General features: G+C 57.6%; 9 protein-coding genes and 1 pseudogene. 3 read left to right on the top strand and 7 right to left on the bottom strand.

Features of this window, described 5'->3' with window-relative positions:
* Positions 1 to 46: 46 nt before the first annotated feature.
* Positions 47 to 1,027: an IS5-like element ISPa41 family transposase gene (locus tag APH34_RS17740; protein ID WP_004576175.1), complete on the bottom strand. Its 981-nt coding sequence runs from the start codon at positions 1,025 to 1,027 to the stop codon at positions 47 to 49.
* 76 nt (positions 1,028 to 1,103) lie between these two features.
* Here APH34_RS17740 and APH34_RS17735 point away from each other — a divergent pair.
* From APH34_RS17735 to APH34_RS28750, 3 genes and pseudogenes are all read left to right on the top strand, one after another.
* Positions 1,104 to 2,531, top strand: a pseudogene (locus tag APH34_RS17735) (site-specific integrase); the annotation flags it as partial.
* The gene (locus tag APH34_RS17730; protein ID WP_050593416.1) at positions 2,521 to 4,614 is read left to right on the top strand and encodes a hypothetical protein; all 2,094 of its coding nucleotides are present in this window, start codon (positions 2,521 to 2,523) and stop codon (positions 4,612 to 4,614) included. The pseudogene APH34_RS17735 and the gene APH34_RS17730, both read left to right, overlap by 11 nt.
* A complete protein-coding gene (locus APH34_RS28750) occupies positions 4,614 to 5,027 on the top strand; it encodes a hypothetical protein (RefSeq protein ID WP_082422834.1) in 414 nt (137 codons plus the stop codon). Before APH34_RS17730 ends, APH34_RS28750 begins: the two co-directional genes overlap by 1 nt.
* A 203-nt stretch (positions 5,028 to 5,230) precedes the next feature.
* Here the strand turns inward: APH34_RS28750 and APH34_RS17720 are convergent, their stop codons facing one another.
* The 6 genes from APH34_RS17720 to APH34_RS17695 all read right to left on the bottom strand — a co-directional run bounded on the left by APH34_RS17720 (position 5,231) and on the right by APH34_RS17695 (position 14,741).
* Positions 5,231 to 7,354 carry a TonB-dependent siderophore receptor gene (locus APH34_RS17720; RefSeq protein WP_032861799.1) on the bottom strand — a complete coding sequence of 708 codons (2,124 nt, stop codon included), beginning with the start codon at positions 7,352 to 7,354 and terminating at the stop codon, positions 5,231 to 5,233.
* A 329-nt stretch (positions 7,355 to 7,683) separates the two neighbouring features.
* On the bottom strand, positions 7,684 to 8,868 hold the full coding sequence (locus tag APH34_RS17715; protein ID WP_032861800.1) for a type III PLP-dependent enzyme: 1,185 nt from the start codon (positions 8,866 to 8,868) through the stop codon (positions 7,684 to 7,686).
* The gene (locus APH34_RS17710; protein ID WP_050593417.1) at positions 8,865 to 10,640 is read right to left on the bottom strand and encodes an IucA/IucC family siderophore biosynthesis protein; all 1,776 of its coding nucleotides are present in this window, start codon (positions 10,638 to 10,640) and stop codon (positions 8,865 to 8,867) included. Before APH34_RS17710 ends, APH34_RS17715 begins: the two co-directional genes overlap by 4 nt.
* On the bottom strand, positions 10,637 to 11,779 hold the full coding sequence (locus APH34_RS17705; RefSeq protein WP_032861801.1) for an MFS transporter: 1,143 nt from the start codon (positions 11,777 to 11,779) through the stop codon (positions 10,637 to 10,639). The genes APH34_RS17710 and APH34_RS17705 overlap by 4 nt, the downstream gene beginning before the upstream one ends.
* A complete protein-coding gene (locus APH34_RS17700) occupies positions 11,764 to 13,545 on the bottom strand; it encodes an IucA/IucC family protein (RefSeq protein ID WP_032861967.1) in 1,782 nt (593 codons plus the stop codon). Before APH34_RS17700 ends, APH34_RS17705 begins: the two co-directional genes overlap by 16 nt.
* The gene (locus APH34_RS17695; RefSeq protein WP_032861802.1) at positions 13,542 to 14,741 is read right to left on the bottom strand and encodes an acetyl-CoA carboxylase biotin carboxylase subunit family protein; all 1,200 of its coding nucleotides are present in this window, start codon (positions 14,739 to 14,741) and stop codon (positions 13,542 to 13,544) included. Before APH34_RS17695 ends, APH34_RS17700 begins: the two co-directional genes overlap by 4 nt.
* Positions 14,742 to 14,801 lie beyond the last annotated feature (60 nt).

The following is a 14,801-nucleotide window of genomic DNA, read 5'->3' as shown; positions in this document are numbered from 1 at the left end:
GACCGAAAAATCATGTACGGAGAGCTTTTTCGACCGGTTCTCCGTGTTAAACGCGAACCTCACCCATACCCATGAGCTGTTTTCGAACCCTCCACAGGTTTGCCAGGGCGAACAGCGTGGTCAACTGAGCCGTGTTTTTCATCAGCCCACGAAAACGTACTTTCACGTAACCAAACTGCCGCTTGATCACGCGAAACGGATGCTCGACCTTGGCCCGTGTCTGAGCCTTGCAGAACTCGATCTTGCGCTTGGCTTTGTACAGTACGCTGCGCTGGTTCAGCTTGGAATAGGTGCTGCGACGCGCTGCAATCTGCCAGATCACCCCCCGATTTTCATGCTCTTCGCGCCTTTCGACACCGGTGTAACCGGCATCTGCATACACGGCGTTTTCTTCGCCATGCAGCAGTTCAGCCACCTGCGTGACATCGGCCACATTGGCAGCGGTGCCATGGACGTGATGCACCAGGCCGGACTCGACATCGGCACCGATGTGCGCCTTCATCCCGAAGAAATACTGACCGCCTTTCTTGGTCTGGTGCATCTCGGGATCACGCTTGCCTTCTTTATTTTTGGTCGAGCTGGGGGCATGAATAATGGTGGCATCGACGATGGTGCCTTGGCGCAGCGACAGGCCTTTTTCCTGCAGATAACCATTGATGACCGCAAGGATTGCCGGTGCGAGCTGATGCTTCTCCAGCAAGTGCCGGAAGTTCATGATCGTGGTGTCTTCGGGGATTGGCGCGCTCAGCGTCAGGAGTGCGAACTGGCGCATGGGCGTGATTTCGTAGAGCGCTTCTTCCATGGCCGGGTCGCTCAGGGAGAACCAGTTCTGCAACAGATGGATGCGCAGCATGGTTTCCAGAGGATAGGGTTTTCTACCGCCGCCGGCCTTGGGGTAGAACGGTTCGATCAGCTCCAGCAGGCCTGCCCAGGGCACCACCTGATCCATTTCGGCGAGGAAGCGCTCTCGGCGGGTCTGCTTGCGCTTGCCGGCGTACTCAAAGTCGGAAAAGCTCATCTGGCTCATGGGCGGCTCGGATCAGGTGTTGCGGGGATTCTCGCATAACTGAAGGCTTGTTCGGAGATTCCCTAACCGGCCTGCTTGGTCGTACCGGGACGGTGTGTATTCGGTTTACATGGATTTTTCTGGGCTACATTTTTCTGCTGTGCTCATGGCTTCATTCCATCTTACGTTGATTTGGTTCGTTGAAAATAGGGCGCCTAGTACTGTGATGGGTCGCTTTGCGGCTTTAAAAGCATTTGCCTTGCGATTGCAAGAGGGGCGCGTTGAACCGTTGGAAACTATCTGCGGAAATGACGTATTGATACATTGCGATGCCAATGACTTTCAAACACGCGATCTCTTTGCGTTTTTACGCCGATGGCATGCCATGAGCTTGCCGGGTATTCAGGATGATGTGGTGTACGTCCTGGACAGGAAAAAGCTCCGGAAGCGAGAAACCGGAATCGCTGTATTGACGTGGGATCCCGAGTTGGGTCCATTTACTCCAATTGAGCAAGTGGGTATTCAAGATGCCCTGAATGAAGCTTACGGCGCAGGGCGTTTGAGTGAGGACATATACCTGCTGGCATGGTTGTTTATTGCGTTGGGTTCCCGCCCTGTTCAGTTGGCAGCCTTAAAGGTTTGTGATGTTGTGCGCTCGGTGGCTGCGGATGGAACAGAGTCTTTTCTTTTGCTTGTTCCGCGTGCGAAGCAACAAAACGCATTGCTCCGCCAGGAACTCAAGCCGCGAGCGCTGGTGAATCAAATTGGTCGACCGTTGTTTGATTATGCCCGACGCGTCAGTGAGCGCTTTATTGGAGCGTTTCCAGACCCCCAGCAGGCGCCCCTGTTTCCTTTACCCCGGCAGTCACAGTATTTGGCGGACGGGCCAGGATGGGCCAGATACCACCGTACCAGCGAGAATTTACGGAAATTGTTGGTGACCGCGTTGGACAAGCTATCCGTCCGCTCTGAGCGCACGGGGGAAATAGTTAACATCTGTGCCTTGCGCTTTCGGCGTACGTTAGGGACGAATCTTGCGCGTGAAGGGCACGGGGTTTTGGTCATTGCGGACTTGCTTGATCATTCGCGAACTGACTCTGCGGCTGTCTATGTAGCTGCGACACCAGAGCTTGCGATGCGGATTGAAAAGGCGACTGCGCTGTACATGGCGCCTCTGGCTCAAGCTTTTAAAGGTCAACTGATAGCTCATGAGGACAATGCCGTTCGTGGAGCAGACCGCTCCAGCCGAATTATCGATTTGCGTATCGATCAAAGCGCACGGCCAATGGGGTCATGTGGCAGCTTCAGTTTCTGCGGATTATTTGCCCCCGTGGCCTGTTACACCTGTCAGTGTTTTCAACCTTGGTTGGACGGGCCGCATGAGGCGGTCCTGGATTTCTTGCTAGCGGATGCTAAACGCTATCCGGACGGTCGTATCGCGGCGATCAACGATCGAACGCTGCTCGCAGTGGCAGAAGTGGTCCAATTATGTCGCAGCAGAAAGGAGCAGGCTCATGGACGATAGGGTAATCCTGTTTAAGCCCCGAGCAGAGCAGGCGGCTGAGGACAATCTCAGGGACTTCGTTACCCTCGCCAGAGAGTCTCTGACGGCTTTTGGCAGTGAGTTGGTCTTTGAGGCGGACAGTTGGGATGTCACCAATTTTGTTCGATTGAAACGACGTAATTCTTGTTCAAGCATGCGATTTCATGGATTCCCCAGTGGACGAGGGCAAAAGGATTCCTGTTGCTTGCCTCAGCCTTACAAAGACTTTGCCAAAGCCTACTGCCGTTATGATTATTCGTTGTGCGCGTATACAACCGTCAGTTCACGATTGGCCGCGCTCCGCTCCCTCGCTGTAGCTCTGGAAGAAACGGAGAGTTGTGTCACACCTATTAAGGCAAGTCTGGGGCATTTTAATCGTGCGTGCGCGATACTAAACGAACGCTACCAAGCCTCTGCCGCATTTTTTGCCGGGGCAGAACTCAAACGCATTTCGCAGTTCCTGGTGGAGCATCAACTCTGTACGCTGCCTCTTCAATGGCAAAATCCACTTCGGGCACCAGCGAACTTTGTGCGCAGTGTTGGCCCAGAGTTTGATGCGTCGCGCCGGGCCCGTCTGCCCTCGTCAGCTTCGTTAGAAGCGATTGCCGAAATTTTCAGAACCGCCGAGAAGCCAGGCGATATTTTTACCTCCAGTGTCTGTGCGTTGCTTGCGTCGGCGCCGAGCCGCATTAATGAGGTGATGTCCATTTCAAACCAGTGTGAAGTCGAGGAGTTCGATCCAAAAGCAAATCAACAACTGTATGGATTGCGCTGGCGGCCTTCAAAGGGTGGTAAGGCACAAGTCAAATGGGTGGTGCAATCCATGGCCAGTGTTGCCCGCGAGGCGGTGAGTAAGCTCAGGACCATTTCCACGCCAGCGCGGGAAGTGGCACGGTGGTATGAGCAGCACCCTGATGCGATGTATTTGCCAACGGAGCTGGAGGCGTTACGGGGGCGGTCGTTAATTAGTTCAGAACAGGTGGGCGCGATTGTTTTTCTCGCCCCACCCCCCAATGGCAATCAAACCGCGCAAGGGGCGGGGTGGTGCAGAAAGCAGGGGATTTTTGAACATATTCCATATGACCCACAGCAGAGACATGCTCCGAGGTTTTTGTTCGCGGACGTTGAGCGAGTAATCCTTTCGATGCTGCCAGCTAACTTCCCGCTGGCAGATCAGAAGAACAACCTGAAGTACAGTGAAGCGCTTTGCTTGACACGGCTGAATGAGCTAACCGAGTTGTGGGGAACGTACCGTGGGGTAATCGTCTTGCCAGACACCGCTTATACTCAGAAGCAACTAGGTAGTACTCGAACTTTTCTCAATATTTTCGAACGGTTCGGTTATCGTGAGTTAGATGGCAGTCCAATGAGTATCACGACGCATCAATTTCGCCATTTTTTAAATACCGTGGCACAGATGGGCGGATTATCGCAACTCGACATCGCCAAATGGAGCGGTCGCGCCAAACTCGGACAAAACAAGTGCTATGACCATCAGTCCGATAGGGATGTGTTGGCGCTCGCGAGGTCCGCTTTGGGTGACCCGGAAAAGTCGGCAGGTCATGTGGCAGGTATCCCTCCAAGTAGTTTGATCTCGCGGGATCAGTTTGCGACGCTGAAGATCATGACCGCCCATACAACGGATTTGGGGTATTGCCTGCACGATTTTTCCATGTTGCCTTGCCAACTCCATCGAGATTGCCCCAATTGTGATGAGCATGTATGCATCAAAGGTGATGTGGTCCGAGAGCAGGCTATACGCCAGTATCGTCAGGAAACCCAGGCCCTCCTCGCAAAAGCGTTAGAAGCGCTGGGCGAGGAGGAGTTTGGTGCCAACCGTTGGGTCGAGCACCAGACACTGACCCTTAAACGACTGGATGAACTGTGTGCCATTTTTGAGGACTCTTCCGTTGCCGCAAATGCAATTATCCAGCCGCGTGGGATCGTCCCAGCGTCAAGGCTGGAACAGTTGCTGACCCACCATAAAATATTGAACAAGCGTAATTTGCCGGGACCAGACACTGAAGATCCAGATGTGCCATGCATAGAGGCTGAGGACCTGTAATGTCTCGTTCGAGAAATCTAACCCCAGATGCTATAGAGCAGATCGTGTCGATCCTGGATGGTTGGTCTGGAAAACTGACGTGGGACCTGCTGATCTTAAGCGTCGCTCGCCGTTTACGAGGAACCTACACGCGCCAGACTCTGCATAAACATGAGCGGATTCGGCGTGCGTTCATACTGCGTAAGCAAACACTCTCAACCACAGTAGGAGTGAAGAAGGCCAGCAGTCCTGAATTACAAGTTGCAAACGAGCGAATTGCTCGTTTGGAAGCGGAGAATCAACGTCTGCGGATGGAGAATGATCGATTGCTCGAGCAGTTTGTACGCTGGGCTTATAACGCTTACATTCGGGGCTTGGATGAACAGTTTCTTTCCCGCCCTCTGCCCATCATCAATCGACAGCAGACACCCTAGGGTCTGTTGCCGTTTCATCTCAAGCCATTGATCTATAAGAGCAAACTCGTATCGTTAAAGCTCTCACACGACAGATTCTCACTCAAACCCGCGCATTGAAGATTAGTTGGGCTTTTGAAAGCTGCCACTGCACGGCTGGGAGTACAGGCCCAGCCGTGAGGAAACGCTCGACAATGCCGGGCGTTTGTTCTTCAGGTCCGTACTCAGAAGCGGTAGTTGGTGCTCAGCTCCAGCGTCCGTGGTGCGCCGGGTGTGATCAGATCCACCGAGCCATGCGCCGAAGCGTAATAGTCCTTGTCGAAGACATTGCGCAGACGCAGGGCCATGTCCCATTTCGGCTGGTTGTAGAGCAACGCTGCGTCCACGGTGGTGTAGGCCGGCATGACCACTTGGTTATCCAAGGCGGTGTAACGGTCATCGACATAGTTCGCCCCCATGCCTACACGCCACTCCTGTGTCAAAGAACGTACCAACCACAAATTGGCACTGTGGCGCGGGGTCAAGGTCGGAGTCTGGCCTTCGTTGGCGATACCGTTGGTACGGCTGTTGGACTTGGTGATCTCGGCATCCAGATAGGCGTAACCGGCATATACCTGCCATTTTTCGCTCAACTGCCCACTGGCGGTCAGTTCGAGACCATCAGTACGCTGCTCTCCCGCAAGCACCAGTTTGGTCGGGTTCGCCGGATCGGTGGTTTTCATGTTGGTGCGTTCCAGCCGGAACAGCGCCGCCGTCAACGCCAGGCGATTGTCGAGCAGGTCCCATTTGCCGCCGATCTCGAAGTTGGTGGTTTCCTCCGGCTCAAGGTCCTGGTTCGTCGTGCTCAGAGCGAACATTTCGGCAGAGGGCTGGTAGGAACGGCTCACCGAGACGTAATAGGACTGCACATGATCAGGCTGGTAGACCAGACCGACTCGCGGACTCCAGGTAGTGTCGGTGCGGGAGAGTTCCTTGTTCGTCAGGTCATCGGCGTATTCCTGGTCAAACACGTCATAACGCACTCCCAGCAGAGCTTTCCACTGCGGCGCCAGTTCGATCAGGTCCTGCACGTAGAACCCGGCAGTGTCCTGAGTATTGGTGCCCTTGGCGGTTTGCCGGTTGGCCTGGAACGGCACGTCGACCAAAGCATCGCGGTACACCGGCACCCTTGCCACGTTGGGTTGGCTGAACACGGACTGGTCCTTCACCTGGCGCCCCAGCTCCACACCATAGAGCAGGTTATGGTTCATCCCGGCGAGCACGGCGCGCTGCTTGAGTTCGGTCTGGTTGAACCAACCGTCTTCCTTGCGCTGCACGTTGCCGCGGTTGAGTTTTACCAGCAATTCGCCGTTGGCGGCGGTAACGAAACGCGTTGGACTGGAGTCCGCGAGCGTATTGTTGCGATCCAGGTCGTAGTGGTAGTAGCGGCTGGTGTTGCTCAGGGTGAAGTCGTCATTGATGCTGTAATCGACGCCGGCCGTGAACGAGAACACTTCGCTGCGGGTGTAATCGTCATCTGGATCAGCGGAACCGAAACGCTTATCGCGGTCCACATCGACTGGACGGTCGCCTCGTGCTGGGATACCGAAGTCGATCAGGCGCTTGTCATACAGATAGGTAGCGCCCAGGTTCAGTTCCAGATCGTCGGAGAGCTTGAAGTAGGCCGAAGGCGCGATGGCCTTGCGGTCGATGTAGCCGTCATCCCGGAAGGTGTCGCTGTTCTCCAGCGCCCCTGTCACACGAAAGGCTTTATCGCCCTGTTGCTGATCGGCCCAACCGGCATCGAACTGAGTGCGCTTTTTGCCCTCGCTGTCGACACTGACACCGACCTCCTGCTTGGGCGTGAAGTTGGGCTTCTTGCTGATGCTGTTGATCAGACCGCCCGAAGAGCCTCGGCCATAGAGCACTGCGGCCGGCCCCTTGATCACTTCCACCCGCTCGACGTTGGACAGATCACGGAAGTACAGCGCATCGTCACGAATGCCGTCGACGTACATGTCGCCAATGGCGCTGAAACCACGGATGGTGACTTGATCGCGCTGGCCATCGCCATTGGACAGGCCGATACCGGGGACATTCTTCAGCACGTCTTCCATCGACTGAGCCCCCTGATCCTTGATAACGCTCTGGGGAATTACGTTGACGGTTTGCGGGATATCTCGTAGAGGGGCATCGATCTTCAGCGCGCTCCTGCTCTCGGTCGACATGTAGCTCTGCTCGCTGTACTCACTGTTCACAGCGGTTGCCGGTAGGGTTAGAGCAGACTCCGTTTCTGCCTGTAAATCAGGTACAACCAGAACGCCCAGCAACGACAGAGAGACTGGGTAAATGCGCGATCGAGCCACCATGAACACCTTTTGTATGAATTATCGCGCAGATGATAACGGTTATCTTTTGTAAGTAAATACATATCATTCTGATTCAAGCCATTGGCACGACTCGGAACGACCGTCTCAACTTAATAGGTGGCCGACAGGAGCGCTCCCTCCAACTTGCTTGGTTGAAGGACTGCAATCATCCCATCTGGACGAGCCCTCTGAAAGACAGGACACCGTTTCCCCCCCCCCTTAACATAAGGGATAGGCAAACTGTAGTGGTCCGAAGAGTTTGAAGGACACATCGGACAAGCAGCCACAGATACGGGAAGGGCAGCACAGAGGCTGACAATAGCGTGGAATCAGCCCTCGATAAAAACCTTCAACGGCGGTTCGTGCATCAGGAAGTTCTGGTGCGAGATGTTCCAGGCATAGGCGCCCGCGAGAGTGAATACTAGCAGGTCACCAATCGTTAGCTGCGCCACTGGTTGTTGTCTGGCAAGGACGTCTTTTGGTGTACACAACTGGCCCACCAGCGTCACGGACTGATCACTGATTTGTGCCGGCTGCGAGCCTCGTAGTACCGTGAACGGATGATTGTGGCCTTGAGCCGCAGGCGTGCGAAAGTGATGGGTACCGCCACGTCCGATGGCAAAAAACTCGCCGTGACTGCTTTTGATGTCCAGCACCTGCATGACGTAGTAACCACAGGCAGCGCTGATGAAGCGGCCGATCTCGAAACGTATGCGGGTCGCGCCCATGTCGTATTCATTGATCAACCCCTGCAGGCCCTGACAAAACCGTGGCCAGTCGAATGACCTGGCCGCGTCCTGATAGTTGATGCCCATCCCTCCGCCGACATTCAGTAGCGGCAGTTGCAGGTCGTGGTCGGCGCACAGCTGGCGGAAGGTCAGGAAGTAGCTGCGAATCAATTCAAGGTGCGCGTCGACATCCAGCTGGTGCGACAACAGATGAAAATGCAGTCCCTTGAGCTCTAGGGACGGCTCTTCGCGCAGCAATTGCAGGGCGCTTGCAAGGCCTTCTTCATCCAGACCGAACGGCGTGGGTTTGCCACCCATGACCAATCGGCTCTGCGGTGTCTGGGCCAGCTTCAGATTCAGCCGCAGCATCACCGGAGCCCGCACACCGCGTTCGCGGGCGATGCGCGCCAGACTGCGCAGTTCGGTCACGCTCTCCACGTGAAACGCCGAAATCCGGTACTGCAGGGCGATATCCAGTTCGCGATCGAGTTTGCCAGGGCCACCAAAGATCAGCGGCTGGTCGGGGCACTGTTCATGCAGCCACGTCAGCTCGCCGCCGGAGGCCGCCTCGAATCCGTCTACCCACGGCGCCAGGGTTTTCAGCACCAGGGCTTCCGGGTTGGCCTTGGCGGCGTAGAACAATTCGCAGTTTTCGGGCAGTACCTGACGCATTGCCTTTACGTGCCGTTCAAGGGCAGGCAGGTCGTAGACGTAGGCGCACAATGGCGCGTCGTGTTCAGTCTTGAGCTGCTCGATGCGTTGGGTGACGGAGGCAGGAAGGCTCATGCGTGTTTCCTCTTTTCAGTCATCGTCAGCGGGCTGGGCAGTAACGTGTAATCGGCCTCGCGGTCGGCGCGCATCATCAGGCGCGTCATGAAATTTTCCTTGCTTGGGAAGGGCGCGCCGGCGCACAACTCACGCAGTTCTGTCGGATGGCCCAGACGCGTGGATTGCGCGTGCAGCAGGTCGCCGATTCGGTCCCACAATTGTTGTTCCAGCATGCCGCTGCCGTTGGCCAGATGGAAGATCGCTTCGCCGAGATTGTTCACCAGTGCGCAGTAGCCCACTCGTTGCCAGGCCTTTTGCGCGCTGTAGTACACCGAGCTGCGGGTGCGTTCATCCAGCGCACTCAGGCGTTCAGCGGGCCAGATTTCAGGGACCAGCTTGGTACCTTCCAGATCGCGAATCCAGACCTGACTGGGCAGGCCGTTTTCAGCGAAGCCGATGACCGTGTTCTGCAAATGCGGCTCCAGCGCCACGCCCTGACGGAATAGGCAATACAGCACACCGCCGAGCATCTGACCGGCATAGGCATCGAGCCAGTTCAACGTGGCTTGCTCAATGGTCAAGCCGGTGTTGTCGGCGTAGCGCTGTACCTGTGGGCGGCAGACACTGCGACCTTGTTGATCCCAGGTAAACAGCGCCATTGCCACTTGCGGCTGATAACGCTCGCGTTCGGCGACGGAAAGGTTTTCCCGGTAAACGATACCGAAACATTCGGTGACTTCGCGGGCCTCCTCCAGCGTACCCAGGGCGCTGAGGTCCAGGCTGGTGGCGCAGGGTTCGGGCATCAACATGAAGCCCGGTTGTTGCGTCGCCAACTCGCTCATGATGGGGCCGAGCAGGTGAGTGAGGGCGACGGCGCTGTCGAGTTCATACCAAGCGTTCTTGCGCACGCAGTTGGTCAGGCGCACGTGCATCGAGAACTTCATGAAGTAGGCCATCTGCGGATGGTAGAGCGTGCGCACAGACGACGTCGGGTACATGGCCTGACCCAGGGGGCCGAGGTAGGTGATCAAACCCTGTTGTTGCGCCCGTTGCACCAGCGGGTCAGCAAGCACGCGGGCGACTTCCCAAGGGTGGCACGGATAGGCGCCCTCACGCCCCGACAGTTGGCGTAGCGTGCTGCGCGGATCCTCGCCCTGATGACGAATCAGCGTCGGATCAACCTTGAACCAGTGCAACTGAAAGCGCGCCCCAACTTCCGGCGAGCAGGTCAGCAAATCGTCATGGGAGATGCCCTCGCGACTTTTCGGTGTCGGATGCAGGGCATGGCCCCACAGCTGATGTTGCTCGGACGCCAGCAGGCTGTCGGCTGCTTGGTTGGCCGGGCGTGAATGCCGCAGAAAGGTACGGGTGATCTGCAGGCTGTTACCGATCTGTTGCAGCATCTCGCCGACGCGGTCGGCTCCACTCAGCGGGGTACAGAGCAGGCGCGCCAGTTCGTGGGCGTCCAACGGTCGCCAGCTCTGGTTATTGCCTTTGAAGTAGGGGGCGCTGATGTAGTGGCAGCGGCCCAGAAGACTGGCGCGGTCGATGCGTACGATCAACCGGCCACTGGGCAGGCGAATGCTGATGCAACGACTGTTGGCTTGGCGCAGGCTCATCGGCAAATCCTGTGCTTGATCGTTCAGGTTCACTTCGTTGCGGGGCAATGCGTATTCGCGCAAATAGCAATTGAGCAGGCACTCGATGGCATGTCGTTGGGCTTCGCCATCGAGGGCATGGTCATGCTGGGATACGGTGTTCAGCGATGCGGTATTCAGAGCGAAAGTCATGCCGGAATCTCCCGGGAAGTCATCAATAGAGGGCGGGCGAGCACCATGGCCGCTATGGCCGCCAGGCACGCAACGAGAAAGGGGGACGCGATGCCGCAGGTCTGACTGACCAGAGCGGCAGTGACCCCGGCAGCAGTGCCGGCCCATTTGCCACTGGAGTCGAACCAGCCAAACAGGCGGCCGGCGCTGCCTTGGCGGCTGCGCTGGCTCAGACAGCGGTGCAGCCCGACAAAACTCAGCAACATGCCGGCCCCGCTGAGTAGACGCAGAGCGAACAGCGGCTCGGCCTGCACGCTCCAGAATTGCAACGCGTTACTGATTGCCAGCAGCGCCAGCCCCGGCAACAGCAGGTTGCCCTGATGCTTCTGAGCCCAGGGTAGGGCCAGCAGGTAAACCAGATGCGGCAGGCTGTAGAGCACGCCGATCAAGGCATCGTTGCCAATTTTCAGTTGTTCGCCGAAGGGCACGAAATAGGGAAAGGTGACGACCATCGCGAAGCTGAACAGAAACTGCACCGCCATCAGCCGCGGCATGTCTTCAGGCAGTTCGCCCAAGGCCACGGCTTTCTTGCTGCTCAAGGCATGTTTGGGGGCGTCCTTGGGCAGCGGCAGGACGAGCACAAACGCCAGCAGCGGTAACCAGGCCAGATAGCGATACAGGCTTAATCCCAAACCCTGTGAGGTCAGCAGCCCCAACAGGATTGGGCCACTGATCATCGCCAGACGTGCTGAATACTGCGTCCAGTTCAGGGCGCGGGACAGATCGCCTTCCTTGAACTGAGTCGACAGGTAGGCGTTGGACGCCGCCATCGCGCCGCCGAAGGTGCCCTGGATGATCAATGCCAGGACGAACACCGGCAGATTGGGGCTGAAGCCTGCCAGCAGGAAGCCCGCGAACAGTCCGGCATGCGCACGCAGCAACGACAAGCGACAACCGTTGCGATCGGCCCAGCGTCCCCAGATCGGCGCCGCCAGTGCGGTGCAGAGTGTCGGCAGTACGAACAGCACCCCGATGGCCCAGCCTGGTGTGTCAGGTGCGAGGTCGGCGAGGATGCGCGGCAAGTACAACGGAATACCCAGCGCCGTGAAAGCCGACAGGTAATGCCCCAGCAGAACGCTGGTGATCAGACTCCGTTGCATGGAGCATCCTCCAGCAGGAAGTTCGCCGCGCTGTAGCCATAGAACTTGTTGATGTCGCTGGCACCGGAATGCGCCTTGCTGAACAGGCTGCCGGCGCTGAGCAGGTATTTCACCGGCAGTTTCGGGCTGTCGAGCAGCCATTGACGCGCGTCGTCACAGTCGATGCCTTCTGCTTCGAGATGTTGCAGACAGGTCATGAGACGCTGACGCAGCGTGCCGTACAGACCGGATCGAGAGGCCAGGCCTGCGGTCGCTATCGCTTCCAGGATCGCAACAATATTCAGCTGCAAGGTGATGGTGCAGAACATCTCGGCCAACGGTTGGCTGCTGTCGACGCGAATGCGCTCGTCCTGCAAGACTGCCGGCAGATCAGCGAGATCCGGGCACGCATGGGTGAAGCGCTGAGGCCACAGGCGAGCGGCGTCGTTGTCCTTCATCAGCAGGCGCAATGGCTGACCTTGTTCGAACATCAAGACGGCGTTCTGCTGGTTGGCCTCCAGCGCGATGCCGTAATGCAGCCACAACCGCAGATGGACCTGCAGCAGCAGATCGAGATAATCGTCCAGCCAGTGTTGCAACGAACCTGCGTAGAAGCGCTCGGCCAACTGTTCGAGGAAAAGGCGTCCATCGGCAAGCGGACTGGCCAACGCGGCGACAGGTACGAGTGTGGTGTTCTCAAGACCCGTCGGGTAACGGCGCACGATATAGGCTAGGTGACGACTTTCGTCGGCATGACCACCGTGTTTTTCGTCAACGTGCAGATAACGTGACGCCAGTGCCGGATCGCGCTCGGTCAAGGCCTGCAGGGTGGTCTGGAACCAGTGACCGTCGTATAGGGTGCTGGGCTTGATCAGGCGCAAATTGCGCGCACCGAGCGTGCTGACTAACAACGGTAGTTTGATGTGCCACTGAGGTTGATTGATGCAGACCACCGTGCGCACGGACAGCGTAGGTTCGACCTGCATGGCCGAACGTGGAGCCTTGAGCGTTCCTTCAGGCAGGCCGTATTGCTCCAGTTCGCCCCATGTCAGCGGGTGTACTGGCAGTAATGAATGGCTGTTTTGCAAGGTCGGTGACAAGCCGACGTCCTCGAAGTCCGGCCAGTGCAGCGGCTGTGGGCTGGTCAGGGTCAGGGCGTTGTTGGGAATCGCCAGCCAGTTGAGTTCGAAGCGCGGCGCAAACTCCGGCGCGTAGCCTTTGAGCGCGGCGGCATCGAAGCCGCTTTTGGCCCGCGCCGTTGGATAAAACGGGTGATCCAGGTAGCTCGCCAGTTGATCGATCTTCAGCAGCCTCTGCGACCAGTCTTTCAGGGCAGTCACGTCGCTCAGCGCAGGGCCATGCTGGCGATACGCCTGATTGCACAGGGTCCGGTGTTCGGTCGCGCAATCCGCTTCTTTCAGGTACGCCGCGAACAGCGTCAGACTTTCTTCGTCCAGACCGTGGCTCAGGTGGCCCAGCCAGAGCCCGTAGCCGTGTTGAACCTCGCCGTGGCTTTGCGGCGACACTTTGATCCAGGCGTCGCCTGTACCGATCCAGTCCTGCAACGGATACGCCTTGACCACCGGCAGCCATAGTTCGTCGGCGCCCAGATGGGCGATTCGCAGCCAGCTTGCGTCGGGCTGATGCTGCAAGTGTTGACTCAGTTCTTCCGGCAGCCGACAAATCTGTCCTGTGCTGACGATCCCTCGGATGTCCTCGCGCAGGCAGCAATCGATGATGCGTCGAGTAATGAACGCCTGATCCGCGGCGTCCGGATACAGGCTCATGCCATCACCCATTTCAGGTCGTTCAGAGTCGAATTCAGTTGCGCTTCGAGGCTCACCTCATCCGGCGCGATCAGTCTCAGTACGCCGACGTAGTCCTTGTTGGAATGGCTGATGGTCACGGTGTCGCCGGTGTTGTGAAGTGCGCGGTAATCGCACCAATGGCCCTCACGTTCGACGTTGAAGCTGGCGCTGGCCTGATCCAGACGCCCCGAGCGGTCGACCACAAGGTAATGAACGGTTGCTTCGGCTTGCGCCGGTTGCGCGTCGATCAGGCTGTCTCCCAAATACAAAGCGACGATGCGGTCGAACCAACCCTGTGGCAGCAGCCGATCAAGCAGGAACTCGCGACCATCGCCGATGCTGCGATAGTTGATCTCAACCAGTACCGGGCCTTGGGCGGTCAGAATGAACTCGCTGTGGCAAACCCCGAAATTGACCCCGAACGCGGCCACTTGAGCCAGCGCGCCGGCGCGCTGCGCGCGGCTGAGTTGTCCATTCCAGCGTGCGGCGAGTTCTACGAAATGCGGCGGTGCTGAAAGGGTGACGTCGAAGCCACCGATGGCTTGCAGGTTGCGCCCGTCGCCCAGTGTCTCGAGGGTGAATAAAGGACCTTCCATGTACGCCTCCAGCAACAACGCCCGGTCCGGTTGCTGCTGCCAGAACTGTTTGCAGTAAACGGCCAGATCGGCGGCGTTGTGACACAGTCTGACGTCCAGGCTGGCGACGCCTTCACGAGGCTTGGCGACCACCGGCCATGGCGCATCGGTCGGCAGTTTGGAATTCGATGTAATCACCTGGAACCATGGGCCGGGCAAGCCGAGACGTTGCATGCGCTCGCGCATGGCCGCCTTGTTCTTTGCCGCATAGCACAGTCGCCAGTCCTTGCCGGGGCATTCGAATATCTCGGCCACCATTGCTGTCGCGGTCTGCAGGTGATCGCTGTTGGAGAACACTGCGGCGGGGCGCAAACCCTGGCTGTTGAGTGTCTCGACGACCGCTAGCGGATTGAACACATCACATTCGATAACGTGCAGCTCATCCGGCGAAATGTGCGAGGTGGCGAGCAGGCGCCGGTGTTCCTGAGCGTGGTCGGTGATCACCACGATCGGCAACCCGCGTTTGTGCGCGGCAGGCAGGAAACCCTCAAGAATGGCAGGGTGGGCGACGTGGGCAAGAATGACGAATGGGCGTTGCATGGCAGTTTCCTGGGGGCAGCAGTTGCCCGTCCCGGAGGATCGGGCACTGGTTTACAAGTG

Origin of the sequence: Pseudomonas sp. NBRC 111131, assembly GCF_001320525.1 — a bacterium.
Classification (GTDB): domain Bacteria; phylum Pseudomonadota; class Gammaproteobacteria; order Pseudomonadales; family Pseudomonadaceae; genus Aquipseudomonas; species Aquipseudomonas ceruminis.
Note: the sequence above shows the minus strand (reverse complement) of the source record. Positions and strands in the feature narration are given on the sequence as shown.